Genomic DNA, 26,770 nt, shown 5'->3' with positions numbered 1-26,770 from the left:
ATACCGCAAAGGGGAGGTGCCGATGGTCCGTAAATCAACAGATATCCTGATTTCCGGTGGCGGTGTCGCCGGACTGACGGCCGCAATCGCCTTTGGCGAGGCTGGTTTTGACGTGCTTTGCGTCGACCCAAGCGCGCCTGTGACCGACCGCCAAAGTGCTGGTGCAGATATGCGGAGCACGGCGTTTTTGATGCCATCCGTTGAACTGTTTCAAGATATCGGGCTGTGGGACCGCCTACAGCCCTATGCCGCCGCCTTGCAAATCATGCGGATTGCCGATGCCGGTGGGGTCGCGGGTGACGCGCGGATGACCCGCGATTTTGACGCCGCCGAGCTGTCAGAACACCCCTTTGGTTATAACCTGCCCAACTGGCTTTTGCGCCGCGAAATGGTCGCGCATTTGGCCAACCTGCCCAATGTGACCTTCAGCGCAGGCGTCTCAACCACCCAAATCACACCGCGTGAAACCGAGGCGCTGGTCACCCTGTCCGACAGCACAAGCTGGCGGGCGCGGTTGTTGATCGGCGCAGATGGTCGCGATTCCAACGTGCGCCAAGCTGCTGGAATTCCAGTAAAAACCACCCGTTACGGGCAAAAAGCACTAGCGTTTACCACCACCCATCCAATCCCGCATCACAATGTCTCAACCGAGGTGCATCGCTCGGGCGGGCCGTTCACCATGGTGCCGCTTCCCGACCATGACGGACTGCCCGCCTCGGCCGTGGTGTGGATGGAGGAAGGCCACGAAATCGCGCGCCTTGCCGCCTTGCCTCAGCCCGCGTTCGAGGCCGAGATGAACCTGCGCGCCTGCCATATCCTTGGCCCGATGACCCGCACCAGCCCGCTGACCATCTGGCCGATCATCAGCCAGATCGCCACCCGCATGTCCGCCCAACGCATCGCCCTGATGGCCGAGGCCGCGCATGTCGTCCCCCCCATCGGCGCACAGGGCCTGAACATGAGTCTTGCAGACCTTGCCACCCTGCGCGACCTTGCGCTGGCAGATCATGCCGATCTGGGCAGTGCCAAAATGCTGGACGCCTATCACAATCGCCGCCACCGAGAGGTGCAGGCCCGCGTGGCAGGTATCGACGCGCTGAACCGTGCGTCTATGATGGGCGCGCCAGTGTTGCGCGACCTGCGTGCGTCCCTGCTCGGCGCGCTCTATTCCGCCGCACCCGTCCGCAAAACCTTGATGAAGGCAGGCCTTGGGCTGCGCTAACACCCCAATTTCATCTTGGCAAAAATACCTAAATCCCGCCCTGAACGTTACAAAACCGCGTCAACAGCACGTTCCAACCGCGCCACGGTTGCGGGAACATCGGCCAGTTTATCCAACCCGAACAAACCGATACGAAAGGTTTTGAAATCGGCACCTTCGCCAACTTGCAGCGGCACGCCTGCGGCGATTTGCAATCCTTCCTCGCGGAACTTGGACCCGTTCTGAACGCCCGCATCATCGGTATAGCTGACCACAACACCCGGCGCGCCAAAGCCTTCGGCAGCCACCGACATCACGCCGCGCTTGGCAAACAGCGCCCGCACCGCCGTGCCCAATTCCCATTGCGCGGCTTTTGCCTCTGCAAATCCCATCGCCTTGGTTTCGCGCATCGCGTCCAAAAACCCGACCAAAGCATCGGTTGGCATGGTCGCATGATAGGCATGCCCGCCCCCCTCATACGCCGCCATGATGCTGCGCCATTTCTTCAGATCCAACGCAAAACTGTCCGACGTCGTCTCCTCCAGCCGCGCCGCAGCGGCCGGTGACATCATCACCAAACCCGCCGAAGGGCTCGACGACCACACTTTTTGCGGCGCGGTCACAAGCACATCCACGCCAACCGCCGCCATATCCAGCCAGATACAGCCCGAAGCGATACAATCCAGCACCATCAACGCCCCCACCTCATGGGCGGCGGCGGACATTTGGCTGATATAATCATCGGGCAAAATAATCCCCGCGCTGGTTTCGACATGCGGGGCAAACACCACTTCGGGCTTGGTTTCATGGATCCGCGCGACCACATCGGCGATAGGCGGCGGCGCATATGGCGCGCGCGGGTCGTTGCCCGTTTGCCGCGCCATCACCACATCGACACTGGCGGCAAAACCGCCGGCCTCAAAGATCTGGCTCCAACGATAGGAAAACCAGCCATTGCGCACCACCATCACCCGCGCGCTGCGCCCGAATTGCCGCGCGACAGCTTCCATCCCATAGGTGCCACCGCCTGGCACCACGGCCACCGCGTCGGCGTTATAAACCTCGCGCAGGGTGCTCGAGATTTCACGCATTGTCGCCTGAAACTTGGCCGACATATGGTTGAGCGAGCGATCGGTGAACACCACCGAAAATTCCTCAAGCCCCTGTGGATCAACGGTATCATGCGGCAATTTCATAGCGATCTCCTTTATGCTTCCCCATTGATTGCCACGTCCCCCCCGCGCAATCCAGCAAAAACCCCAAATGGCTTTCTTTTCGGCACAAGTATCGTGCCAAGGCGATCACGCCCTTATCCCAATGGCCCCGGTCGCGCCTCTTCGGTCAGCAACACATTCGCCTCTACCTGCCCCACGCCGGGCAGGGTCATAACGCGGCGGCGCAAAACGCGTTCAAAATCGGCAATGTCGCGGGCGACCACACGCAGCCGGTAATCGAATAGCCCCAAAACGTGTTGCACCACCTGCACCTCGGGGATCGCCTGCACCGCGCGCTCAAAATCCTCCAACGACACCCGCCCTTTGGTCGCCAGTTTTATTCCCAAAAACACTGTCACACCAAATCCTAGCGCCGGTCGGTCCACGTCAACGCGCCGCCCCGCAATGATTCCCGCATCTTCCAGCCGTTTGATCCGGCGCCACGCGGCGGGCTGGCTTAACCCCAAGCGGCGGCCCAATTCGCCCGCGCTGGTCGTGGCATCGCGCGACAGGCTGCGCAGCAAGGCGCGGTCGATGTCATCAAGATCAATCATAATGGCAACGCGCTTTCGTTTTTAATGGTGGCGATCAGCATCAAGGCCTCAATATCCGCGATATGCGGTAAGGTCAGAATGCGTTTGCGATAGATCTCCTGATACTGCGCCATATCGCGGGCGATGACGTTCAGGCGCACATCGACGCGCCCCAAAAAGGTTTCAATTGCAATGACTTCGGGAACCTCCCGCGCGGCGGCCAGAAATTCGTCAAAGGCGCGGGGTTCGGTTTTATCAAGGTTAAAGCGCAGCGATACCTCCACCTCATACCCCATCGCCCGCCAGTTTATCACCGCAGCAGGGGCCGAAATCAGCCCCGCCGCCTGCATCCGTTCCAATCGCCGCCAGCAGGTCGCCGCCGTCACACCCGCCCGTTCGGCCAGTTGCGCGTTGGGCAAGGCCGGATTGGCCAGCAAATGGCGCAAGATGCGTTTATCGGTATCGTCAACTTGCATGATTTATTCACTTTTTCTAAACTCACGCATGATCTTTCGCATACCGCATGAAATTCGTCAAATAATGCAGGATACACGCCCCAAAAACCCCTATTCTGCCCCCATCAAAGGCGAAAGCCCAAACCAAAGGATAAAACCATGCGCGTTTATTATGACCGTGATGCCGACATCAACCTGATCAAAGACAAGAAAGTAGCGATCCTCGGCTACGGTTCCCAAGGCCATGCCCATGCGCTGAACCTGCGCGATTCTGGCGCGAAAAACCTTGTGGTTGCCCTGCGCGAAGGCTCGCCTTCGGCCAAGAAAGCCGAAGCCGAAGGTCTGAAAGTTATGGGCATCGCCGAAGCGGCCGCTTGGTGCGACCTGATCATGTTCACCATGCCCGACGAATTGCAGGCCGAAACCTACAAGAAATACGTGCATGACAACCTGAAAGAAGGCGCTGCCATGGCATTCGCCCACGGCCTGAACGTACATTTCGGCTTGATCGAACCAAAGCCCGGCGTTGACGTCATCATGATGGCGCCCAAAGGCCCCGGCCATACCGTGCGCGGCGAATACACCAAAGGCGGCGGCGTGCCGTGCCTTGTTGCGGTTCACCAAGATGCGACTGGCAAAGCGATGGAAATCGGCCTGTCCTATTGCTCGGGCATCGGTGGCGGTCGTTCCGGCATCATCGAGACCAACTTCCGTCAGGAATGTGAAACCGACCTGTTTGGCGAACAGGCTGTTCTGTGTGGCGGCTTGGTTGAACTGATCCGCATGGGCTTTGAGACGCTGGTAGAGGCTGGTTACGAGCCTGAAATGGCGTATTTTGAGTGCTTGCACGAAGTAAAGCTGATCGTCGACCTGATCTATGAAGGCGGCATCGCCAACATGGACTATTCGATCTCCAACACCGCCGAATACGGCCAATACGTCTCCGGCCCGCGCATTCTGCCCTACGATGAAACCAAAGCCCGCATGAAAGCCGTCCTGTCCGACATCCAGTCCGGCAAGTTCGTCCGCGACTTTATGCTGGAAAACGCTGTTGGCCAGCCAACGATCAAAGCGTCGCGTCGGTCCAACGACGAACATCAGATCGAACTGGTCGGCCAAAAGCTGCGCGACATGATGCCTTGGATTTCTAAAGGCAAAATGGTCGACAAGGCCCGCAACTGATCTTATAAAAATCGAACTTTCGGGGGGCCGTTCTGGCCCCCCTTTTGTTTTGGGATTGCACAATGACAACACCAACCCGCCGCGACTGGCTGTCTATCCTCTTCCTCGGCGTGGTCTGGGGCGGTACGTTTATGGTCGTGTCCTTTGCGTTGCGCGGCGATGGCCCTGTAACGGTGGCAACGGCGCGTGTGGTCTTGGGGGCCCTAGCGCTCGTGGCGCTTGCCGCTGTTTTGGGTCGCCCCTTGCCCGCACGCGATGCACGGCTTTGGGCGCATCTTATCCCCATCGGCCTTTTGTCCTCGGCGCTCCCGTTCTCGCTGCTCAGCTGGGGCCAAAGCTTTGTTCCATCGGCATTTGCGGGGTTGTCGATGGCTGCCGTGCCCTTGTTCGTATTGCCGTTGGCTTACCTGTTCACAGGCGAAACCCTGACCAAAAACAAGGTGATGGGCTTTGGTCTTGGCTTTGTCGGCACGCTTATCCTGCTCGGCCCCGAGATCGTGACGGGCGGCGCGCTGGTTCTGCCGCGCCTTGCCTGTATCGGGGCCGCACTCTGCTATGCCTTTGCATCCATCCTGACCCGCCGCTGCCCCAAGATTGACCCGATCACCCTTGCGGCCATCTCTTTGGTCATCGGGGCCATTCCCCTGATCCCGATTATGTTGCTGACCGAAGGGATGCCCGTTTGGCAAGGCGGCATTCCCAGCACGGCGATTATCGTTCTGGGCCTTGTCCCCACAGCCCTTGCGGCGCTTTTGCGCGTGTCGGTCATCCGCAGCGCGGGGTCTGGGTTCATGACCCTGACCAGCTATCAGGTGCCTGTGTGGTCGGTCCTCTTCGGGGTCATCATTCTGGGCGAAGATCTGCCCCTGCGGTTTTTCGCAGCTCTGGCCTTCATTCTGACAGGGCTTTTGCTGTCACAACGCCGCCCTGCCCCATCGGCCTAAAGCGGTTTGGCCAAGGTAATGGCCCGCCACAGCGCCAAGGCCTGTGCGGTTTCCGGCACATCATGGACGCGCAAAATATGCACGCCCATCGCGGCCCCGTGCAGCGCCACCGCAATCGACCCAGGCATCCGGTCTTTTGCCACCTCGGCCCCGCCAATCGTCCCGATGAATTTCTTGCGCGATGCCCCCAACAAAACGGGCGCGCCCAGATCATGCAGCCTTGGCAATTCCGCCAGCAGCGCCAAGTTATGCGCCAGCGTCTTGCCAAACCCGATACCGGGGTCAAGGATCACACCCGCGCGCGCAATGCCGCGTGAGGCCGCAAATTCCAGACGTTCGGCCAGATGATCCATCACCTCTTGCACCACATCCACATAATGCGGATCGTGCTGCATGGTCGCAGGGTCGCCCTTGGAATGCATCAAGCACACGGGCACACCGCGCGCGGCCACCAGATCGGCCAATTCGGGGTCATAGCGAAAGGCCGACACATCATTGACCATATCCGCGCCAGCCTCGAGCGCGGCCTCGGCTACCGCGGCCTTGCGGGTGTCGATGCTGATCGGGGTGATGATGCCTGCATCACGGATGGCACGAATGGCGGGGGCGACACGGCTAATCTCTTCGGCCATGCTTACGGTTTCGGCACCGGGCCGCGTGCTTTCGCCACCAATGTCCAGGATATCGGCCGCCTGCATCGCGGCCGCCCGGGCCACGGCCGCCTGTACCGTGGTCACATCGCCGCCATCGGAAAAACTGTCGGGCGTGACGTTCACAATACCCATGATGCGGGGGCGGTCCAACGTCAGACCGCAAATTGCTGGGTATACCGGTTGCATGGCCTAGGCCTCCACCATCCGCACGGGTACGGGCACGGGTGACACAGGGCTTTGCGCGCCAATCACCGCCAATTCCACTGCATCCATCTGCGCGGCCAGCCAAACCGCCAGCGCCAAACCGTCGCCTTGCGGCGGACGCACCGCATCCGTCACCATGCGCGACGGCGCCCAAACACTGATCTGGCCGTTTTTCATCGCCCAATCCAGCTCGGTCCGCGTGCCAACCACAAAACAGCGGGCATCTTGCCCCGCAAGCGCCAAGGCGGCTTGGTCGATCGCCAACAGGTCAATGCGCCGTTGCACCGTGGCATCCGCGCTGTGCGGCACAGGCAAGGACAGCGAGCCACCGGTCAGGATAAGCGGCGCGTCATGGCCCAACTGCGTAATCCATTTCGGCAACTCAGACATGGCCTGCGGGGCAATAAAGGCCACGCGCGGGCGGGGTGCAGGTTCGGCCGTGGCGGGCACAGCGGTTTTGCTCCGCACAATCTCGACCCCCAAATCATAGGGGCCACGGTCAATTTTCTCGATCCGGACAAAGGCGCGCATCGCCTGGGGTTCGCGCAAAATGCGCACGGCAACCCGTTCGGCCAAGGTTTCCAACAGGTTAATCCGCTCGGCACGCAGCTCGTGGCCCACGGCCTCGGTCAGGCGGTCATAGGACAGGATCAAATCAACATCATCGTCCAAAGGCTGCGGCACGGGGGCCACCTCGGCCACAATGTTAAAGCGAACCTTTTGCAGCAACCCGCGTTCCTGCGCAAAAGCCCCGATTTCAACCGACACCACATAATCGCGCACAGAAATGCGGTCAAACGGGTCATCGCCCGCTATGGCAGCGGCGCGGTCGGTCAAAGGGCCAAAAGCAGGGCCGGAATTCAGGGTCATAGCCACTCCGCAGGCAACCTATGTGCCTTGCGGCAATAGCATGTGCCCAAGGTTGCGGCCATGCCTGATCGCGCCCCTTGCAGGACGGGACCCGACATTGCCACCCCTTAAGACGGTTGGCGGTAAAACAGGTGGCTGCCGAATTTCGCGGTATTGGGGAAACGGCGTGCCCATTTCGGGTTCACATTGGTGGTGTGAAAATGCGTGGCCCCTTTGGTCAATCCACGCGGCGCGCCATCCAGCATCAAGCGCGCGATCTTGGCCACTTGGCTGTAGGCCGCTTTTTCGCGGATCGTATCGGCGCGACCGTCACAGGCATACGAAAACTGGCAGCCCTTTACGTTGTCATTGGCACCTTGGCTCACAACGCCGCAAACCGAATTCGGATAGCGGCCACTGTCAACGCGGTTCAAAATCACTTCGGCCACAGCGAACTGGCCTTTGACTGTTTCGCCCCGCGCTTCAAAATACAGCGCCTTGGCAAGGCAGGCAAGCTGGTCGCCGCCCTTCGCACTTGGCTGGGCCGCAATCCAACCACGGTCATAATTAATACGTGTGCCGGTGGCTTTTTGACGACCGTCGACAATCATCTCTTCAGGAAGGGATGCAAGTGCACTTTGCTCGGCCCCGATCAGAGTTCCAAGCTTTTCCGTTGGGCTGTTAGACCGGCTAACAGTCGTTTCGGCTGCCGAAGCGCCAGCCAAAGCAACCAATAGGGCCAACCCGCCCAAGCAGCTTAATCGCACGTTCATTGGTATCGTCCTGGTATCGTTTCAATGCCGTCCCCGCTGCCAGACAAACCAGGCTCCCTCGGGTAACAGGGCGGACTCCTAGACAAAATAATCCCAAGAGTCCACTCCTTGTGGTATTTTTGCCACATTCATAGGCGGAAAATGGAGCATGTCGCGGCAAGAGACAACAGCAAGTCATTGATTAATCAGACTTATCATCCAATGGATCAAGCAGGGCCAAATGGGCTGCGGCAAGCCGTGCAAGGGGCACACGGTACGATGAGCAAGACACATAGTCGAACCCTGCCCTGCGACAAAAGGCGATTGATTCGGGGTTGCCGCCATGCTCGCCACAGATTGAAAGGGTCAGCTTCTCGCGGGTCTGGCGACCCCTCTCGGCGCCGATCAACAGCAATTCGCCCACACCTTCGACGTCAAGAATATGGAACGGGTCCTCGGGGTACACTCCTTGCTGAACATAGGTGTTCATGAACCGGCCCGCGTCATCGCGCGACAAGCCATAGGTCATTTGCGTCAGGTCATTTGTGCCAAAGGACAGGAAGGTCGCATGCTGCGCGATATCGCCCGCCCGCAAAGCCGCACGCGGGGTTTCGACCATGACACCCAGTTTATACGCAAAATCGACGCCCTTGGCATCGCGCACACGCGCCGCCACAGCATCCATCCGCATCTTGACCAGTTCCACCTCACGCTTGGCCGACACCAGCGGGATCATAATCTCGGGCACAATCGACCCGCCGCGCCGCGCCACTTCGACCACGGCCTCGAATATCGCCTGCGCTTGCATGTCGTAAATTTCGGGCAGGACAATGCCCAAACGCACGCCCCGCATCCCCAGCATCGGGTTGAACTCGGCCAGCGCCTCGGCGCGGCGGGTCACATCCGACAAGGGGCGGTCCAGCGCCTCGGCCAATTCGCGCAGACCTTCGCGGGAATGGGGCAAAAATTCGTGCAAAGGCGGGTCGAACAGACGAATACAAACCGGCAAACCCTGCATGATTTCAAAAAGTTGCACGAAATCTTCACGCTGCATCGGCAACAGGCGGGCAAGCGCCGTGGCCCGGTCGGCAGGCGTGTCGGCAAAGATCATCTCGCGCATGGCGACCAGCCGCGCCTCTTCGAAAAACATATGCTCGGTGCGGCACAACCCAATCCCTTGCGCCTCAAAATTCCGCGCGGTTTGGGCATCGGCGGGCGTGTCAGCATTGGCGCGAATGCCAATATCGCGCACATCATCGGCCCAAGACAGCAAGGTCCGGAAGGCATCATCCAGCGCAGGCGGCAGCATTTCAGCGGCCCCCGCCAGCACCTCACCCGTCGTGCCATCGACGGTAATCAAATCACCTTCGACAAAGACACGACCGGATTTCGTAACGAGTCTAAGGTCTTTCGCGTCAAAGCTAAGGTCAGACGCCCCCACAATGCACGGCAGGCCCAAGCCGCGGCCAATCACTGCCGCATGGCTGGTCATGCCGCCGCGTTCGGTCAAGACCCCAACGGCGGAATGCATGCCGCGAATGTCTTCGGGCGCGGTTTCACGCCGCACAAGGATGCAAGGTTCGCCCCGCGACGCGCTTGCTTGCGCCGCAGCGGATGAAAACACGATCACGCCAGTTGCCCCGCCGGGGCTGGCCGCGATTCCCCGCCCCACCACATCGCGGGGCGCGCGCGGATCGACTTGCGGGTGCAAAAGTTCCGACAGTGCGCGCGGTTCAACCCGCAAAATCGCCTCTTCGCGGGTAATGATACCGTCCTTGGCCAGATCCACCGCAATGCGCAGGCCAGCACGGCTGGACCGTGGCACACGCACCGCATCAATTACAGCTAACTTACTGTCATCAATGGTAAATTCGATCTGCATCTCTTCGCGCAGCTTGGCGCGGCAGGCCGATCCTTGGCGTGCAAGGCTTTCAAACACATCGGGCGCAAGATCCTCTAGCGAGGGGCCGCGCGGGTCATGGGTCAGGTAAATCGCATCCTCGCCGCGCGCCTTGATATCGCTGCCTTGGCTTTGGCCCAAAAACCGTCCCGTGACCTGTTCAAGACCCGTGACCGGATCGACAAACTGGATCATCCCGCTGCCGGAAACCCCCTGCCCGATCCCTTGCGCCATACCTTGCACGACCAGCCCCAGTGCCGCATCGGCCGGCGCACCCTTGGACTGGCGCAGCAGGCGCGCGGACGTGCCTTCCCATGCGCGCGCCATGGACCGCAACACATCGGCAAGCTGCTGGGCGGGGTCTTCAGGGAAATTTGCGTCCATCTCATCGCGGTAGGCACGCAAGGCATCGCGCAAAGCCGCAGCCGAAGGTTCGGCAATTTCGAACATATCGGGGTCAAGCCGGGCGACATTAACCGCATATCCTTGCACAAACCGAAGGTAGAGCGCATCTGCCGCCGCTTGGCCCTGCGTTTCAACCAAGGCCGCATGCCGCGCCGCATTCATCCCGATATTCAGCACTGTCGACGGACCGCCCCAATCAGGATTGGCCGGACTTGGCCGGACCGACACCAAGGGGCTATCGCCGAAATGGGCCAAAACCCCATTACAATCGAGCGACCGCCCCGAAGCAATGCCCCGCACCGTTGCCGACGGCAGCGCCACCGTGCGCGGCACAGGCATATCCAGCCGCACCAGCCGCTGCAGGCATTTCGCCCGCCAGCCGTGGCTTTCGGTGGCGATAGTGGCCGAAGGGGTGATTTCGGTGAAGTCGGTGATCGGCTCAAGTTTCTGCACTGCGGCAATCCTGCTTTATTCAGGCGCAGCATACGCGGAATGGGATGTCACGCAAGCGTTTAGGGTGGTTAGCGGGGCCAGCGCCGAGGGTTTCACACCCCCGGACCCAAACCAACCGCCGGGGGTTTCACACCCCCGGACCCCCGTGGGATATTTTTGCCGAAAAGAATGCGGGCAGCAGGTTAGCCTTCGATTTTGGTCAGGTCGGCCACGGGGGCGCAAGCGGCGCGGATGCGGTGCAGCAGGTTGAGGCGGTTGCGGCGGATAACCTCTGAGTCGGCGTTCACCTGCACCGTGTCAAAGAACGCGTCGATGGGGGCGCGGAGTTTGGCGAGTTCTTGCATGGCGGTGGCGAAATCTTCGGCCTCCATCGCGGGTTTGATGGTGTATTCGGCGGCATCGAGGGCATGGAACAGGCCGCGTTCGGCATCGGTTTCCGCGAATTTGATATCGGCCCCGTAGGAATATTCGACGCCGTCCTTGGTTTCCGCTTGGGTCAGGATGTTGTTGGCGCGCTTAAAACCTTGGAGGAGATTGGTGCCGTCGTCAGATGTGATGAAGGCATTGAGCGCGCGGGCGCGGTTGACGAGGAGGGTTAGGTCGTCGTTATTTGGCATTGCGATGCAGGCGTCGATGATGTCGTGGCGGATGCCTTCGTCTTTGAGGAAGACTTTGAGGCGGTCGTGGAAGAAAGCGAGGAGGTCGATTGTATAGGGGAGCATAGTTCTCGCCACACGTTCATCGATGCCCGTATCGGCCAGCAATTCTGGCCTTTCCGCTTGAAGTTTTCTTTTGTCGGCTTCCATCTTAAGTCGCTCAACTTCAAATGGGCTAATACCCAATTCTGACGCGGCTTCAGCAATACCAGACCTGCGCTGTAGGCTTAGCTCACGGTAAAGTCGGTGGTAGTGGTCGATCATGCTTGTTGCGATTAGTGATGCCAATGACAAGCGGGCATTCCCCAGCACCAATCGAATAACCCCCAGTGCCGCCCGCCGCAGCGCATAGGGGTCTTTCGACCCCGTCGGTTTCTCGTCAATCGCCCAGAACCCTGTCAGCGTGTCGATCTTATCGGCCAGCGCCACGGCAACCGACACGGGGTCAGATGGCACATCATCGGTTGGACCCAGCGGCGAATAATGCGCTTTGCAGGCCGCCGCCACAGCCTCGGGCAAGCCAGCTGCCCGAGCGTAATAGCCGCCCATTGTGCCTTGCAGTTCGGGGAATTCGCCGACCATGGCCGATTGCAGATCGGCCTTGGCGACATTTGCGGCTTGTTCGGCCATGTCCGCATCAGCCCCCACAATCGGTGCAATTTCGCGTGCCAAGGCGGCGATCCGCGTGATGCGGTCGGCTTGGCTTCCGAGTTTGTTATGGAAGGTCACGTTCGCCAGTCCCGCGCCCATGCCGTCAAGGCCCACGGCCCCGACAGTGCGCAGATCATTTTCCCAAAAGAATTTCGCGTCCGACAGGCGCGCCGACAGCACCTTGTTGTTGCCTGCCAGAATGGTAGCGCCATAGTCGGCAGTTTCACGGTTGGCGACGGTCACGAACCCTTCGATCCGGCCCGTTTTCGGGTTTTTGACCGAGAAAAACTTTTGATGTTCGCGCATCGAGGTTTGCAGCACTTCCGCAGGCAGGCCCAAAAACGCCTCGCCAATCCGGCCCATCAGCACGACGGGCCATTCGACCAGCCCTGCCACCTCGGCCAGCAACCCCGCATCCGGCACAATTTCCAACCCCGCCGCGAACGCTTGGTTCTGCGCATCTTGCCAAATCGCGGCTTCACGCTCACCTGCGTCCAGCATCACAAAGGCGCGGCGCAGCTTGGCGGTGTAATCCTCAAAACCAGTCACCGTAAGGCGGGCGGGGGCCATAAAGCGGTGGCCATAGGTCGTGTTCCCTGACGTCAGGTGATCGACGGTGATCGGCACAACCTCATTCCCGCCTTCATCCGACAGCACGCAGAGGATGGAATGCAGCGGCCGCACCCAGCGCAACGTCCCCGTGCCCCAGCGCATCGACTTTGGCCATGGAAAATTGCGGATAGCCGCCTCGACCACTTCGGCAATAATCGCAGGGGCCGAACGGCCCGGCTTTTCCAGCACGGCAAAGAACACTTGGCCCTTTTTATCGTCACGAACTTCCAACTGCTCGCGCGTCAAACCCGTTGAGCGTAAAAACCCCTGCAAGGCCGCATCGGGCGCATCGGCTTTTGGCCCTTTGCGCTCCTCGCGCACGGGTTTACTCTCGGCCAGCAGCCCCTCAATCGTCAGAACCAAGCGGCGCGGGGTGGAGAACGCACCCGCCGACGCATAGGTCAGCCCCGCCTCGACCAACCCATCCATCACCAGCTTTTTCAAATCGGCAGCGGCGCGGGCCTGCATGCGGGCGGGGATTTCCTCGGAAAACAGTTCCAACAGCATATCGGGCATGGGTTTATTCCTTTGGTGCGGCAGCAGGTTGAGCAGGGCAACCCTCGGGCGCGGGTTCGCCGTTAAACACAACGGCCCCGCATTTGTTGATCTGGTTCCACGCAAAGGCGCGACCATCATCCATAACGGCAATCACACGGTCGATGCCGTATTCGATGTTTTCCTCGCCCAGATAGGCCACGGCGCGGCCCTGCTCCAGCGCCTCGCCAATCGCATTGGCATCAAAACAGCCAAACCAACCGGGGGCGACCAAGGGGGTGGCGCCGTCATACACGCGGTAGGTTTCGGTCATCATCGCCATGCTTTGCGGCGTGCGGAAACAGGCGCGAAACCGGATGGGCGAACTATCGGCGTCAATCCCTTCGAACCCCTCGATCAGCACGGGTTCTGCGACCCCGTCCATCGTGGTCATGCGAATTTCGGCGGCAGGCGCGTTTGCCTTCACCTCATAATAATAGGCATACATTTGTTGATAATAGATGGCAGCGCCTGCCAATAATGCCGATATCACGATCACACCTACAAAGAGTTTGCCTATCACAGCGTTTCCAATTCGCGACTTGCGGGGGCTGCCCCCGCCGCCTCTGTACGCACAAAGGCATCCGCACAGCGTTTCGCCAAGGCCCGCACACGGCCGATATAGGCTTGCCGTTCGGTGACCGAAATCACCCCGCGCGCATCCAAAAGGTTAAACAAATGGCTGGCTTTGATGCATTGGTCATAGGCCGGATGCGCCATGATAATGCGCCGGCCTGCCGCGTCCACGTCATCCGCGCTCAAAATCCGGTCACATTCGGCCTCGGCATCGACGAAATGTTGTAGCAACATCGCCGTGTCGGCTTGGTCGAAATTCCAGCGCGAATATTCCTGCTCGGTCTGGCGGAACACATCCCCATAGGTCAGCGCAATCGGCGCGTCAGGGTCATTATAGGGCATGTCCATGACGTGATCGACGCCAAGAATATACATCGCAAGGCGTTCCAACCCGTATGTCAGCTCGCCTGAAACCGGATGGCAGTCATGCCCGCCAACCTGTTGAAAATAGGTGAACTGGCTGACTTCCATGCCATCACACCACACTTCCCACCCAAGCCCCCACGCGCCAAGGGTCGGGCTTTCCCAATCATCCTCGACAAAGCGGATATCATGCAGGTCCATATCAATGCCGATGGCCGCCAGAGAGCCGAGGTACAGCGCCTGCAAATCCGGCGGGCTGGGTTTTATCAACACCTGATACTGATAGTAATGCTGCAAACGGTTCGGGTTTTCGCCGTAGCGCCCATCGGTCGGGCGGCGCGACGGCTGCACATAGGCCGCCGCCCAAGGTTTCGCGCCCAAAGACCGCAAGGTGGTTGCGGGGTGAAACGTCCCTGCCCCCACCTCCATGTCATAGGGTTGCAGCACCGCACAGCCCTTGGCCGCCCAATAGGACATCAAGCGCAAGATGATCTCTTGAAAACTGCGGGGCGCATCGGGCATCTGGGTCATGGCAATCCCTTTAGGGGTAGGGCCGTGGCGGCCACGGTCATAGGCATAGGTTTGCGCCCGTTTACAGGCAAAGCCGTGCATAGGCAAAAGGGGGCAAAGGGTCAATGGACCGAAATGCGCTCAAGTGCCACGAAACCTTGCGAAATACGGCCAAAAACGCGTCACACTCTGGTAAAATGTGAAAATTTGTGCTTTCGGACAAGGGTTGCCAATTGTTTTCACCATAACGGGTCCCTCATGCGCCATTTTCTTGCCCTTTTCGCCCTTGTAATCACTTGCCTCAACGGGGGTATCGCTGCGGCACAAGACCGCGCTTGGGTGCAAATAGAGGCACAGCCCACGCTGACTAAAGCCGAAGAGCGCGCCCGCGCCTATGCCGCGGCCTTTGGTGATGTAGCAGGGTTTCAAATGGGGTCGGGTTGGTATGCCATTGCCCTTGGACCCTATGATCCGGACGCAGCCATTGCCCGCCTGCGCGAATTGCGCCGCGACAATTTGATCCCGCGCGACAGCTTTATCGCCTCGGGTGATCAGTTTCGCACAGCCTTTTGGCCGGTTGGCCAAGACCCTGCCCCAGCATCCCTAAATGCGGCACCTGTGATCGCGGCACCCGTGATCGCTGAACCTGGGGCGGCCGTTCCCGAAACCGTCACAACCGAGGCGTTGACGCCTGCGCCCGATGCTGTGGCCCCCGATACATCAACCAGCGCCGCGGTCACCGCCCCAGACGCGGGCCCTGCAACACCCCCAGAAGCGCCTGCAACAGAAACAGTGGTCGTGATCGAACCCCAAGCCGAGACCTTGGCCGAATCGCAACGCGCCGAGGCCGCCCTATCCCGCGAGGAACGCCAAGACCTACAATCAGCCCTGCAATGGTTCGGCTTTTACGACGCCGCCATTGATGGCGCTTTTGGTCGCGGCACCCGCGCATCGATGGCCGCATGGCAAGAGGCGAATGGGTTCGAGGCGACGGGCGTTATGACCACCGCGCAGCGCGCCCAGATCATCACCACCCGCGCCACGATCATCGCCGAGCTTGGCCTTGAAACGGTGGTCGAGGAGGAGGCGGGCATCGAAGTCACCTTGCCCTTGGCAATGGTGGCATTTGACAATTACGAACCTCCCTTCGTGCATTTTGCCGAAAAAGACGGGTCTGGCCTGCGTGTAATTCTCATTTCCGAACCTGGCGACCGTGCGACCCTGCGCGGGCTCTATGACATTTTGCAAACCTTGGAAGTGGTGCCAAGCGCGGGCGACCGCAGCCTGACGGACCGCGGCTTTACCATCAATGCCGCGAATGACGCGATCGCATCCCATGCCTTTGCCGAGCTGAGCGGCGGGTTGATCAAAGGCTATATGTTGGTCTGGACCCCCGCCGCCGCCGATAAGGCAGGCCGCGCTTTGGCCGCGATGCAGGCCAGCTTTAAAACCATCGGTGGCCGTGCGCTCGACCCGGGCCTGGTGTCACTGGATGACGCACAACGCCGCAGCCTGCTGGCCGGTATGGAAGTGCGCAAACCGCGCCTGTCGCGCAGCGGGTTCTTTGTGTCTGACACAGGGGCCGTCCTGACCACGGTCGAAGCGCTGCAATCTTGTGGCCGCATCACCATTGACCGCGACATCGAGGCCAAGATTACAGCGCAAGATGCCGCAACTGGCCTTGCGCTTTTGACCCCGACCAAACCACTTGCCCCCCACCATGTCGCGGCGTTCGAGGCCGGCGCTTTGCGCATTGGCACCGAAGTGGCGCTGGCGGGTTACAGCTATGAAGACGCGCTCCCCTCGCCAACACTTACCTATGGCGCGGTTGAGGATACCAAGGGGCTGGCGGACGAGGTCGGCGTGGCACGCCTGTCGCTGGCATCCTTGCCAGGTGATGCAGGCGGCCCTGTGGTCGATGGGACGGGGGCGGTGCTGGGCATGTTGATGCCCGCCGCGGCCATTGGCAGCCGTGTGTTGCCTGCCGAGGTCTCCTTTGCCGCCGATGCCACCAGCATTCTGGCCATGCTGACTGCCGCAGGCGTTGCGCCGCAAACCGCCGTCCGCCAAGGCGCGCTGCCGCCCGAGGATCTGACCGATCTTGCGACATCGCTGACTGTATTGGTGTCGTGCTGGGAATAACCGCCACAGTACGGCTTGGCCGCGGGTTGTTTTGAGTATTTGTGCAAAGATGAAATCTGCGCGGGTCGCTTAGTTCCGCCAGAACCGCGCCAGAAACAGCACATAGACCGACAACAGTTCCAGCCGCCCCACCAACATGCCCGCAATCATGATCCAGCGTGCGGCGGCGGGAAAGCCGTCAACCGCACCCGTTGGCCCCACCTCGGGGCCAAAGGCGGGGCCGACATTGGCAACGGCGGTCCAAGCGGCCGTAAAGGCGGTTTTGGTTTCTAGCCCCGTCAGCGACAAGGCCACCGCCACCACACCGAATGTCAGAATAAACAGTGTGAAAAACACGATGACCGAGTTGATGACATCATCGCCGACCCGCCGCCCTTCATAGCGCACCTCAAGCATCGCCGAAGGGCTGTGCAACCGGCGTATTTGCACCTTGATGGCCTCAAACAAGATCAGATAGCGAAACACCTTGACCGAACAGCCTGTCGATGACGTACAGCCCCCGATCAGCCCGACCATAATCAGCACCACGAACGGGAACGGCCCCCATGTCGACAAATCCACCGATGCAAACCCAGTGCCGGAAAACGTCGATACAATGTTGAAGCTGCTTTCGCGGATCGATTCCAGAAACGGGCGGTCAAAATGGTACATTTCATACGCAGTCACCGCCAGCGCGGCATAAGCGTTCCAGCGCACATAGGCCCGCACCTGCGCATCGCGCCACAGCGGCGTAAAGTTGCCCTGCATCACCTGCACAAAGCGGATGAACGGCATCGACGCCAGCAGCATGAACACAATCGCCACCACCTCCATCGAATGTGCGAATTTGCCGAACGAGATATCCGAGCTGGAAAACCCGCCCGTCGACACCGTGGTCAGCGCATGAACCACCGCGTCAAACCCGCTCATACCCAAGGCGAAATACGCCGCAGCGCAGGCCATCGTCAGCACAATGTAAATCTGTATCAGCGCGGATGAAATATCCAGCGCGCGCGGCAGAATTTTGCCCAGCGTATCAAACCCTTCGGACCTAAAAAACTGCATCCCGCCGACCTTCATCACCGGCAGGAAAATCAAGGCCACGATCACAATCCCAAGGCCGCCCAGCCATTGCAAAATCCCGCGCCACAGATTCACCCCGGGGGGCATATCGTCCAATCCCGTAAACACCGTGGTGCCTGTCGTGGTCATGCCCGACACCGCCTCGAACACCGCATTGGTAAACGTCGCATCCGGCACACCAAAAATGAATGGCAAGGCACCGAACAGCGGCAACATCACCCATGTCCCCGTGGTCAGGACGAAACTTTGGCGCAAGGTAATTCCATCGCCGCGCTTGGTGCTATTGGCGCAAGACAGCGACAACAACGCCCCGGCAAGGCAGGTCAGGACCGCAGATTCCAGAAACGCCATCCAATTGCCATCGCCGGAAAAATAATCCAGCGCCATTGGAAACAGCATCATCGCGCCCAAAGTGGCGATCAGCAGACCAATAATATATCCAACAGGGCGAAGATCTAACATGCCGCAGACTTGGAACGGGCAGGCGCGGCTGTCAACACTTTGCCGCACCTTGCCCTGTCAACGCCGCCAAAAACTGGGCAAAACAATCACCAAAATGGCCAACAACCCAAGCCGCCCCAGCAGCATCGCCACCGTCATAATCGCAATCGCCCCTTGCGGAAAATCAATAAACGTCCCCGTGCGCAGCACCAAGGGGCCAAAGCCGTAGCCAACATTCCCAAGGCTGGTCCACACCGCAAACAGCGCCGACACCGTATCCACCCCCGTCAGCGACACCGCAACGGTCATAATCCCCAGCAGCAAAATATACCCCGTGAAAAACAGGATCAGCCCGTTCAGCACGTCGTTTTCCACCCGCCGCCCGTCATAACGCACCACCGATACCGTATTCGGGCTGGTGATCTGCGCCAAATGCGCGCGCAGCGCCGCCATCGCCACCTGCACCCGAAACACGCTTAGCCCCGCAGCAGATGATCCCGAACAGGCCCCCACCGTGCCAATCACAAAGGCCACGATCAGCATGAACCCGCCCCATGCCGGAAATGACCCTGAAAAGAACCCCGTGCTCGACATGATAGAGGTCAGGTTGAACAGGCTTTGCCGGAACGCCGGCTCCCACGCCATATCGGTGCGCGCGACCTGCCACACCGTCACCAGCAGAACCGCCACGCCCAACCAGCGCAGATAGGCCCGCGCCTGCGCATCGCGCCACAGCGGTTTCGCATCGCCCTTTATCAATTGCACATAGCGCAAATAGGGCAATGATCCCAACAGCATAAACAGCGTGCCCACATATTCGCCCGCGCCAGAATACTTTTCAAACGACAGATCCGACGGCGAAAAGCCCCCTGTCGCAATCGTCGCGGCACCGTTCACAATGGCATCCAGCGCTGTCATCCCGATCAACCCGTAACTGACTATACAGGCCACCGTCAGCAGCACATAAACCCGCGCCAACTCTACCGCCAAATCGGTCGCACGCGGCAGTTCCTTGCCAAAGGTTTCAAACCCTTCGGTGCGGAAAAACTGCATGCCGCCAACGCGCATCAAGGGCAGAAAAATCATCGCGATAAACGCAATCCCCAGGCCGCCCAACCAGTTCAGCATCCCGCGCCACAGGTTCATGCCCGCAGGCAATTCGTCCAGCCCGAATATCACTGTGGCGCCTGTGGTGGTTATGCCCGACACCGCCTCGAAATACGCGTCCGAAAACCGCAAATGCGGCGCACCCATCCAAAATGGCAGCGCACCGAACACTGGCACCAACACCCAAATTCCCGTAGTCAACAAATACGCCTGTTTCACCGAAAGATTGCCGCGCAAAGCGTTCTGAGTCGCCAAAACAACGCAAATCCCGACAAATCCCGTCACCAGCGCCGCTTCGAATATCCGAAATCCGTTGTGCAGCCCATCGCGAAAATCAACCAAGGCCGGCGCCAGCATTAAAATGGCGAGCACGATCAGGATACGCCCGATCACATAGGCAACGGGGCGTATGTCGATCATAATGCGCCAAGCGGTAATCCTGCGCCTCGGAAACGTCAATTGGCCAAATTTAAGGTCCGGTACGGGGCCTAATTAACCGACGTGAAACAAAGTCGTGAACAGCTTGGGGTCAAGGCTGGTGGCCGCAAACGTCTCGCCAATCGTCAGCACGCTTACCGCATCATGGCTGTGCAGGCTTTCTTGGTGGCTGGCCACGATTCTGAAATCACCCACGCGCGGATCGGCCTGCAATTGCGCGCAAAAACTGCGCGCCGCATCTTCCACGAAAATCGGATGGGCGGCGTTCAATTCGGCAAAGGCCTGTTCATCCTCGCGCTTGACCATCACTTGCGTTTCCGTGGGCACCGCGGCGCGGGCTAGGTCGATCAGGTCTTCAAACCACAGGCATTTGTCGCCCACCAGCTCTACCGAAATCCGCGCCACCGACCGCTGGCTGTGCGGTGTGGCCAATTGCGCCCGCGTGCGGCGCGCATGTTCCGACAGTTCCAGCGAACAGGGGCAGGTGCTGGAATAGACGTAATCCAGATGCATGATGGTTTTGCGCTGCCCGCCCAGATCGACCAGCTCTAGTGCGATGTCGTAATACTGCCAACCCGACAGGCCCGACCGCAGGCTCTCAATCTTCATCGGAAAGGAAAACCGCATCTGGATGCGCGCGTCAAAGCTATCAAGGTCACGCTTGTAATCCTCCAGCGCGCGCTCGATCACCTGGTAGCTAAAGGATTTTTCCGCATAGGCATAAAACGACCGCATGATGCGGCTCATGTTGATGCCTTTTTTCTCGGCCTCAAGACTGACCGATCCGGTGACACTGGTTTCCAGCATCACATCGGCCCCGTCGCGGGTATGATACCCGATGGGCAGGCGGAAATTCGAAATCCCCACATGCTGGATCAGGGTTTTTTCGCCCACGATCAGGCTGGATGGCCCGTTCTGCAAATCCGGCAAACCGGCCTTATACGCCGCATCCACCTTGAAATCCGCCGGATAGGTGTTTGACATTTCGGGGTATCTTACCCCCAACACATCGCCCGCCTGCAACCGCTCCGCCTCGGGCGCATTGGCCGCCCATGCGCGCAAAACCGCAAGCGCCGCTTCGGCCTCGTCGCGGGTCGGGCCCGTATCTACCTTTGGCGCATGAATATTCATTGCACGTCCCTCTTGGGTTCTTGCCCCGACAAACGGGCCATAGGGGGCGATATAGGCCCCCCCACCGAATTAGCAATGCGGGACGGCCCCCCACCCCGCATCCGCCCCGTCATTCTATCAGACCCTTCCACGCTCGGCGAGGAAATACCCGCAAGCAGCCTAAACCGCGGCCAACCCTGCCTGCAAATCCGCAATCAAATCCTCCGGATCCTCCAACCCCACCGACAACCGGATCAACCCCGGCGTAATCCCCAACGCCACCTTTTGCGCCTCGGGCAGGCGTTGGTGCGTGGTGGTATAGGGATGCGTTGCAATCGTCTTGGCATCCCCAAGGTTGTTGGAAATCTTGATAATCTCCAACGCATTCATGAACCGGAACGCCGCCGCCTTGCCGCCCTTTATATCGAACGCCAGCATCGTCCCGCCAGATCCCATCTGCCGCGCGGCCAGATCCGCCTGCGGGTGACTGTACAGCCCCGGATAGATCACCCGCTCCAGCCGCGCATCCCCCTCCAACACCGCCGCCACACGCGCCGCCGCCTCGGCCATCGCGCGACACCGCAAATCCAACGTCGCCATGCCGTTCAGCATAATCCACGCCGTAAACGGGCTCATCGACCCGCCGGTATGCTTCATATACGGCTCTACCACCTTGCGAATAAAGGCTTTCGTGCCGCAAATCACCCCGCCCAGCGCGCGGCCCTGCCCGTCTACATGCTTGGTCGTGGAATACACCACCACATCCGCGCCTTGCGCCACGGCACGCGAAAAAATCGGCGTGGCAAACACATTGTCCACCACCACAATCGCGCCCACCTTATGCGCAATCGCAGACACCGCCTCGATATCCACCAATTCCAACGTCGGGTTCGACATCGACTCAAAGAAAACAGCCTTGGTGTCAGGCACACAGGCCGCCTCCCACGCCGCCAAATCCGCCCCGTCCACAAAGGTCACGCGCACACCAAACCGCGTCAAAACCTCTTCCAGAACATACAGGCACGACCCGAACAGCGCGCGGGAACTGACAACATGGTCCCCCGCCTTCAACATGCTCGTCAGCGCCCCCGACACCGCCGCCATCCCGCTCGCGGTGGCAAAGGCATCCTCGGTCCCCTCAATCGCGGCAATCCGCTCCTCGAACATCCGCACCGTCGGGTTGCCGTAACGAGCATAGATAAACTCATCCTCGCCAGCCTCGATAAACCGCGCCTCGGCAGCCTCGGCACTGTCATAGGCAAAGCCCTGCGTCAGAAAAATCGCCTCGGCCATCTCGCCATACTGGCTGCGGCGGCTGCCCTCATGCACCAGTTGCGTGCGCGTTTTCCATTCTTTCGTCATCGGCGGTCACCCCAACAAAAAGCCCGGCTACCCATAGGTGCCGGGCCAATCCCGAACCCTTTTAGCGGTTTGTTTAACGTGGCCCGCAATCCGGTAACAAAGCGCCACACATTCTAATTACGCCCCCCTGATTAAAACGTCAACGCCCCCTTCCCCTCGCCCGCCCTTTGCGCTTTGATGCCCCAAACAGCCGGAGGCACCCATGCAAAACCCAATCGACCTTTTCTACTGGCCCACCCCCAACGGCTGGAAAATCTCCATAGCGCTTGAGGAAATGGCCCTGCCCTACACGCTGCACCTCATCAACATCGGCGCAGGCGACCAGTTCAAACCCGAATTTCTGAAAATCGCGCCCAACAACCGCATGCCCGCGATCATTGATCCAAACGGACCCGACAACCGCCCCATTTCCATCTTTGAATCCGGTGCCATCTTGCAATATCTCGCCCGTAAAACGGGACTGTTCTATGGCACCACCGAACGGGACCGCATCAGCACGGACCAATGGCTCATGTGGCAAATGGGGGGCCTTGGGCCCATGGCAGGCCAAACCCACCACTTCCTGAAATACGCCCCCGCCATGGACCCGCCCAACGACCTGCCCTATGCCAAAAACCGCTACCGGAATGAAACCGCGCGGCTTTACGGCGTGATGGACCGCCAACTTGCCAAAACAGAATACCTCGCAGGTGATTTCTTCTCGATTGCAGATATCAGTTGCTGGGGCTGGGCGTCGCTATGGGAAGGGCAGGACCAAACCATGGACGATAAGCCCAACCTCGCCCGCTGGCTCACCGCTCTGTCCGCCCGTCCGGGCGTCATCGCGGGCCGCGCCCTTGCCGCAGATTTGCGCCGCGATGTCACCAAGGACAAATCTGCGCAAACCAACATGTTCGGCAAAAAGCCCTAAAACCAATCGGGGGGCCCTCTCGGCGCCCCCCCCCTTTCTGTTCGGTAAAAATATCCCCGCCGGAGGCTCCGCCCCCCGCCCCAAGAACAGCACCGCAAAACCTCAGCGCGGTCGCCGCAAATCCGCATCCTGGTCCGGTTCCGGCGTCAACCAAAACACCGTCCGGAACATCGCCGTCAACAGCACAAGATGCACGATCGGCAAAAACGCATAATACACCATCCACCCCTCAACCGACGTGGCCTTGATCACCGTCTCATTCAGCAAAATATATACCAGATGCAGCACCAGCATCGCTTGCGTCAGCTCACGGGCATAGGGCGCAAACATCTGGCCCGGCCAATAGGCCCGCGTGGTGGAATAACTGCTGTCCAGCGCATCAATCGCAAACAGCAGCACAAAACCTGCACTGATCACGCTTGGCACATGCTGCAACAGCGCGGGGTGCTGCGCCGCAATAAGCACCGCAGCGGGAATCAAAAACGCACCCATCAAACGTTTGCGCGCCGCCCCCGCATCGCTGCGCCGCGCCTCGCGGGCAAATTGTTCGCGCCAACGCAGCGAAAACCGCGCGGCTTGGCACAGCACAAAAGCAGTCACAAACGCCATTTCGGGCGCGTCGGGCCACACCGCCATCAACACCGGATAGGCAATCAGCAATACAGCCGAAGGCAACATGCCGCGCGCCTCGATCATCGGTATTTTCACAAACAACGCTGCAAACACCTGCAACGACATCCAGATACGCCCGTCCATTCCGGCCTCCGTTTTCTGCCTTTGCCTTGGGGTAGGCCGCAAATCGGGCAGCAGTTGGGCACAATTGCGCCTGTGGTTGGGGCCCCCCACCCGCGCCGTTTTCCCTGTGCCAGGTTTTGCAGGAACCGTTTGCAGCCGCACCGTGTTGGTACACCAGCCCCCAAATTCGGGGATTTATACCACGGAGCCAAAGGAAAAGCATTTTCAATGGCGACAGGGCCCACCGCATCCCCCCTGTTCAAACCATTGATCTTGAACCCGAAAAGGCACTTGCGCAAATTGACGACTGGCTTGGCACCGCAACCGTGCTTGCACCGAACATCCTTATCGCGCTGATTTTCACGGGTGTAACGTGGTATGTCGCGCGCCTCGCAGGCTTTCTTTTGCGCAAAGCGGCGGCGACCCGCGGGCGCAGCAATCTGGGCGAGGTCTTTGGCAGTTTTGCGCGTTGGGCGGTGTTTGCCTTTGGCGCGTTGGTTGCCTTGACCATCGTTTTGCCTAACCTGAACCCCGCCGACCTGATCGCGGGTCTTGGCATCGGCACCTTGGCGATTGGTTTTGCGTTCAAGGATATCTTGCAAAACTGGCTCGCAGGGATGCTCTTGCTCCTCAACCAGCCCTTCAATGTCGGGGATGAGATTTCGGTGAACGGGCGCGAAGGAACGGTGGAACGCATCGAAAGCCGCGCCACCCTGATCCGCACCTATGCCGGCCAGCGCGTGATCATTCCCAACGCCGAGCTTTATACCGATGCTGTCCAAGTCATCACCGCCTACCCGACACGGCGCTTGGAAATGGACTTTGGCATCGGTTATGTCGACGACATCGATGCGGCCTGTCAGGTTATGCTGGATGCCGTGTCCGAAATTGAGGGGATAGAGCAAGAGCCCGCCCCCACAGCCTTACCGTGGTCGCTTGATGCGTCATGGGTCACGATCCGGCTGCGCTGGTGGGTCAAATCGAACGGCCCGATCATCGGAACCCGCGTGGCGGTTCTGAAAAAAACGGAAAATCTGCGTTTAACACGGCCGGAATCGAGATCCCGTTTCAGGTACAAACGCAACTCTTTCGCGATGAAACCCCGCCCGAACTGGTCAAACAGCGCGCCGATGTGCTGGCCTCGGGAAAGACCGTCCGCGCGTGATGTGTGCGCTTGTACGCGTTAAAATAGAGTTAATGAAAAATGGAAATCCGTTTTAAATCAAAGTGATGGAAAAATGACCGCGCGCGGACATCAGGCTTCCTCATCGGGTTTTTCAATCCCGTACTTCGCAAAAATGCGGGATTGGGTCATAAAGAACAAAAACAGCGCGGCCGTCAGCCCGAAAGTCTTGAAATTGACCCAAGCTTCGGTCGAAAACCCACGCCAAACAATCTCATTCAACACAGCAAGGGCCGCAAAAAACAAAGCCAGCCGCTTGGTCAAAATTATCCAACCTGCCTGCTCCATTGGCAAAACCTCACCCATCAGCGTTTTCAGATAGGATTCGCCCCGCCACAACCCGAACCCCAAAATCGTCGCAAAAAGGGTGTAGATCATCGTGGGTTTCATCTTGAAAAACCGCTCGTCATTCAACCAGACCGACAGCCCGCCAAAAACCACGACCAAAACCACGGTCATGACCTGCATTTTCGACAGCTTGCCCGTCAACGCCCATAAAATTCCGGTGCAAACCAGCATCAAAGGAATGAACGCCGCCGTGACCACTATGAACCCGTCATAATCGACGCCGCCAAAGGTGAACACCTCCCCCTTCAGCTTGACGTAGCCAATGAAAAACGCGGCCACCGGCCCCAGTTCCAAAAGCAGTTTCAACCCGCCACTGACTTTCCGCTCCGCCATGTACTACCCCATCATTTCCACAATCACGGCCCCCGCCGCGATCAGGGCCATCAGCCCCAGTTGCACTCGTGTTACCCGTTCTTTCAGCACCAGCCGACCAATCAATGCGGCAAAAACAGTCGAGGTTTCGCGCAGCACCGCCGCCTCGCCCACTTTATCAAGCCGCGTTGCCATTAAAATGGACCCAAAACTGAAAAAGGCCACAAACGCACCCAAAACGCCGCGCTTGAACAAAGGCCCCGCCACATCCCGCGTCAGGACCGCCAATTCGCGCCGCATCACCAATGGCATGAAAAACCCGTCCAGCATGAAAAACCACGCCAGAAACGTGAACGGATCATAGGTCGCGCGGATCCCATAGGCATCATAGGTCGTATAAAGCGCCACAAATGCCCCCGTCGCGACCGCATAGCCCAGCGCCTGGACCAAAGTTTCGCGCGCGACCACCACATAGCGCAGGTTGTAGGCGGCCAGCCCGAAAATCCCTGCCAGCAGAACGGCAAGCCCCAGCCATTGCCCCAGCGTGAAATGCTCATCGAACAAAACCATCGCGCCCAGCACCGCAAACAAGGGCCCCGTTCCCCGCACTACCGGGTAAACCACCGTATAGGCGCCGCGGCTGTAGGTCATGGCTTGCAGGTATTTATAGCCCGCATGGATCACCATCGCACCAGCAAAAATGACCCACATATGTGGTTCCGGCCAAGGCACAACAAACAGGGCAAAGGGGGTGGCGATCAGGGCGTAGCTGATATCAATCGCGGTGCGCGACATCCACGGGTCATGCTTGCCCTTTTGCAACGCCCCAAACAAGGCATGCAAGACAGCTGCGAGCAACGCCAAGGCCAAGGCCAGATTATGACCGTCGGCTGTGCCTTCTAAGGCGCGGATCCAGTCGCTCAAACCGTGAAACGCTGGGCGGCCAGCCCCCCGGGATATTTGGATCGAAAAG

At 59.5% G+C, this 26,770-nt stretch carries 23 protein-coding genes and 1 riboswitch; of the genes, 6 read left to right on the top strand and 17 right to left on the bottom strand.

Annotated features, from left to right (window positions below):
* The first annotated feature begins 22 nt into the window (after positions 1-22).
* On the top strand, positions 23-1,222 hold the full coding sequence (locus G560_RS0102870; protein WP_028913650.1) for a UbiH/UbiF family hydroxylase: 1,200 nt from the start codon (positions 23-25) through the stop codon (positions 1,220-1,222).
* Between the two features lie 47 nt (positions 1,223-1,269).
* Here the strand turns inward: G560_RS0102870 and G560_RS0102865 are convergent, their stop codons facing one another.
* The 3 genes from G560_RS0102865 to G560_RS0102855 form a co-directional block, all read right to left on the bottom strand.
* A complete protein-coding gene (locus tag G560_RS0102865) occupies positions 1,270-2,397 on the bottom strand; it encodes an aminotransferase class V-fold PLP-dependent enzyme (protein WP_022702810.1) in 1,128 nt (375 codons plus the stop codon).
* Between the two features lie 113 nt (positions 2,398-2,510).
* Positions 2,511-2,969, bottom strand: a complete 459-nt coding sequence (locus G560_RS0102860; RefSeq protein ID WP_022702809.1) for an Lrp/AsnC family transcriptional regulator — start codon at positions 2,967-2,969, stop codon at positions 2,511-2,513.
* Positions 2,966-3,424 (bottom strand): Lrp/AsnC family transcriptional regulator, encoded by a 459-nt coding sequence (locus G560_RS0102855; protein ID WP_022702808.1) that lies wholly within the window; start codon positions 3,422-3,424, stop codon positions 2,966-2,968. The genes G560_RS0102860 and G560_RS0102855 overlap by 4 nt, the downstream gene beginning before the upstream one ends.
* A gap of 138 nt (positions 3,425-3,562) precedes the next feature.
* Between G560_RS0102855 and ilvC the strand changes: the two genes are divergently transcribed.
* Both ilvC and G560_RS0102845 read left to right on the top strand, forming a co-directional pair.
* A complete protein-coding gene (ilvC, locus tag G560_RS0102850) occupies positions 3,563-4,585 on the top strand; it encodes a ketol-acid reductoisomerase (RefSeq protein ID WP_022702807.1) in 1,023 nt (340 codons plus the stop codon).
* Positions 4,586-4,647: 62 nt separating this feature from the next.
* Positions 4,648-5,529 (top strand): DMT family transporter, encoded by an 882-nt coding sequence (locus G560_RS0102845; protein WP_028913649.1) that lies wholly within the window; start codon positions 4,648-4,650, stop codon positions 5,527-5,529.
* Here G560_RS0102845 and folP read toward each other — a convergent pair.
* From folP to G560_RS0102810, 7 genes are all read right to left on the bottom strand, one after another.
* Positions 5,526-6,368 carry a dihydropteroate synthase gene (folP, locus tag G560_RS18350; RefSeq protein ID WP_022702805.1) on the bottom strand — a complete coding sequence of 281 codons (843 nt, stop codon included), beginning with the start codon at positions 6,366-6,368 and terminating at the stop codon, positions 5,526-5,528. The genes G560_RS0102845 and folP overlap by 4 nt on opposite strands.
* Before the next feature lie 3 nt (positions 6,369-6,371).
* Entirely contained in the window at positions 6,372-7,256 is an 885-nt protein-coding gene (locus G560_RS0102835) for a dihydroneopterin aldolase (protein ID WP_022702804.1), read from the bottom strand.
* Positions 7,257-7,363: 107 nt separating this feature from the next.
* A complete protein-coding gene (locus G560_RS0102830; RefSeq protein ID WP_022702803.1) occupies positions 7,364-8,008 on the bottom strand; it encodes a cell wall hydrolase in 645 nt (214 codons plus the stop codon).
* Between the two features lie 181 nt (positions 8,009-8,189).
* Complete coding sequence (locus tag G560_RS0102825; protein WP_022702802.1) at positions 8,190-10,745, bottom strand: putative PEP-binding protein; 2,556 nt, start codon at positions 10,743-10,745, stop codon at positions 8,190-8,192.
* Between the two features lie 182 nt (positions 10,746-10,927).
* Entirely contained in the window at positions 10,928-13,180 is a 2,253-nt protein-coding gene (gene glyS, locus G560_RS0102820; RefSeq protein ID WP_022702801.1) for a glycine--tRNA ligase subunit beta, read from the bottom strand.
* Between the two features lie 4 nt (positions 13,181-13,184).
* A complete protein-coding gene (locus G560_RS0102815) occupies positions 13,185-13,721 on the bottom strand; it encodes a DUF6446 family protein (RefSeq protein ID WP_022702800.1) in 537 nt (178 codons plus the stop codon).
* Positions 13,718-14,668 carry a glycine--tRNA ligase subunit alpha gene (locus G560_RS0102810; protein ID WP_028913646.1) on the bottom strand — a complete coding sequence of 317 codons (951 nt, stop codon included), beginning with the start codon at positions 14,666-14,668 and terminating at the stop codon, positions 13,718-13,720. The genes G560_RS0102815 and G560_RS0102810 overlap by 4 nt, the downstream gene beginning before the upstream one ends.
* A gap of 237 nt (positions 14,669-14,905) precedes the next feature.
* On the opposite strand from G560_RS0102810, the gene G560_RS0102805 reads away from it, so the two are divergent.
* Positions 14,906-16,789, top strand: coding sequence for a serine protease (locus tag G560_RS0102805; protein ID WP_022702798.1), 1,884 nt, complete (start codon positions 14,906-14,908; stop codon positions 16,787-16,789).
* A gap of 69 nt (positions 16,790-16,858) precedes the next feature.
* Here G560_RS0102805 and G560_RS0102800 read toward each other — a convergent pair whose 3' ends face one another.
* From G560_RS0102800 to metZ, 4 genes are all read right to left on the bottom strand, one after another.
* Positions 16,859-18,313, bottom strand: a complete 1,455-nt coding sequence (locus tag G560_RS0102800) for a TrkH family potassium uptake protein (protein ID WP_022702797.1) — start codon at positions 18,311-18,313, stop codon at positions 16,859-16,861.
* 57 nt (positions 18,314-18,370) lie between these two features.
* Positions 18,371-19,819, bottom strand: a complete 1,449-nt coding sequence (locus G560_RS0102795) for a TrkH family potassium uptake protein (RefSeq protein WP_022702796.1) — start codon at positions 19,817-19,819, stop codon at positions 18,371-18,373.
* A 72-nt stretch (positions 19,820-19,891) separates the two neighbouring features.
* Entirely contained in the window at positions 19,892-20,968 is a 1,077-nt protein-coding gene (gene folE2 / locus G560_RS0102790) for a GTP cyclohydrolase FolE2 (RefSeq protein ID WP_022702795.1), read from the bottom strand.
* A 159-nt stretch (positions 20,969-21,127) separates the two neighbouring features.
* Complete coding sequence (metZ, locus tag G560_RS0102785) at positions 21,128-22,309, bottom strand: O-succinylhomoserine sulfhydrylase (protein WP_022702794.1); 1,182 nt, start codon at positions 22,307-22,309, stop codon at positions 21,128-21,130.
* A gap of 40 nt (positions 22,310-22,349) precedes the next feature.
* Positions 22,350-22,427: riboswitch (SAM riboswitch) on the bottom strand.
* A gap of 84 nt (positions 22,428-22,511) precedes the next feature.
* On the opposite strand from metZ, the gene G560_RS0102780 reads away from it, so the two are divergent.
* Positions 22,512-23,219, top strand: a complete 708-nt coding sequence (locus G560_RS0102780; RefSeq protein WP_022702793.1) for a glutathione S-transferase N-terminal domain-containing protein — start codon at positions 22,512-22,514, stop codon at positions 23,217-23,219.
* A 102-nt stretch (positions 23,220-23,321) separates the two neighbouring features.
* Here G560_RS0102780 and G560_RS0102775 read toward each other — a convergent pair whose 3' ends face one another.
* The gene (locus G560_RS0102775) at positions 23,322-23,975 is read right to left on the bottom strand and encodes a hypothetical protein (protein ID WP_022702792.1); all 654 of its coding nucleotides are present in this window, start codon (positions 23,973-23,975) and stop codon (positions 23,322-23,324) included.
* Positions 23,976-24,280: 305 nt separating this feature from the next.
* Here G560_RS0102775 and G560_RS18345 point away from each other — a divergent pair, with 305 nt between their 5' ends.
* A complete protein-coding gene (locus tag G560_RS18345; RefSeq protein ID WP_162140847.1) occupies positions 24,281-25,141 on the top strand; it encodes a mechanosensitive ion channel family protein in 861 nt (286 codons plus the stop codon).
* Between the two features lie 68 nt (positions 25,142-25,209).
* Here the strand turns inward: G560_RS18345 and G560_RS0102765 are convergent, their stop codons facing one another.
* Together G560_RS0102765 and G560_RS0102760 are read right to left on the bottom strand one after the other, a co-directional pair.
* Entirely contained in the window at positions 25,210-25,818 is a 609-nt protein-coding gene (locus G560_RS0102765) for an inner membrane-spanning protein YciB (RefSeq protein ID WP_022702790.1), read from the bottom strand.
* A 3-nt stretch (positions 25,819-25,821) separates the two neighbouring features.
* Positions 25,822-26,721, bottom strand: coding sequence for a DMT family transporter (locus G560_RS0102760; protein ID WP_022702789.1), 900 nt, complete (start codon positions 26,719-26,721; stop codon positions 25,822-25,824).
* Positions 26,722-26,770: the final 49 nt, after the last annotated feature.

Origin of the sequence: Pseudorhodobacter ferrugineus DSM 5888, assembly GCF_000420745.1 — a bacterium.
Lineage (GTDB): Bacteria > Pseudomonadota > Alphaproteobacteria > Rhodobacterales > Rhodobacteraceae > Pseudorhodobacter > Pseudorhodobacter ferrugineus.
Note: the sequence above shows the minus strand (reverse complement) of the source record. Positions and strands in the feature narration are given on the sequence as shown.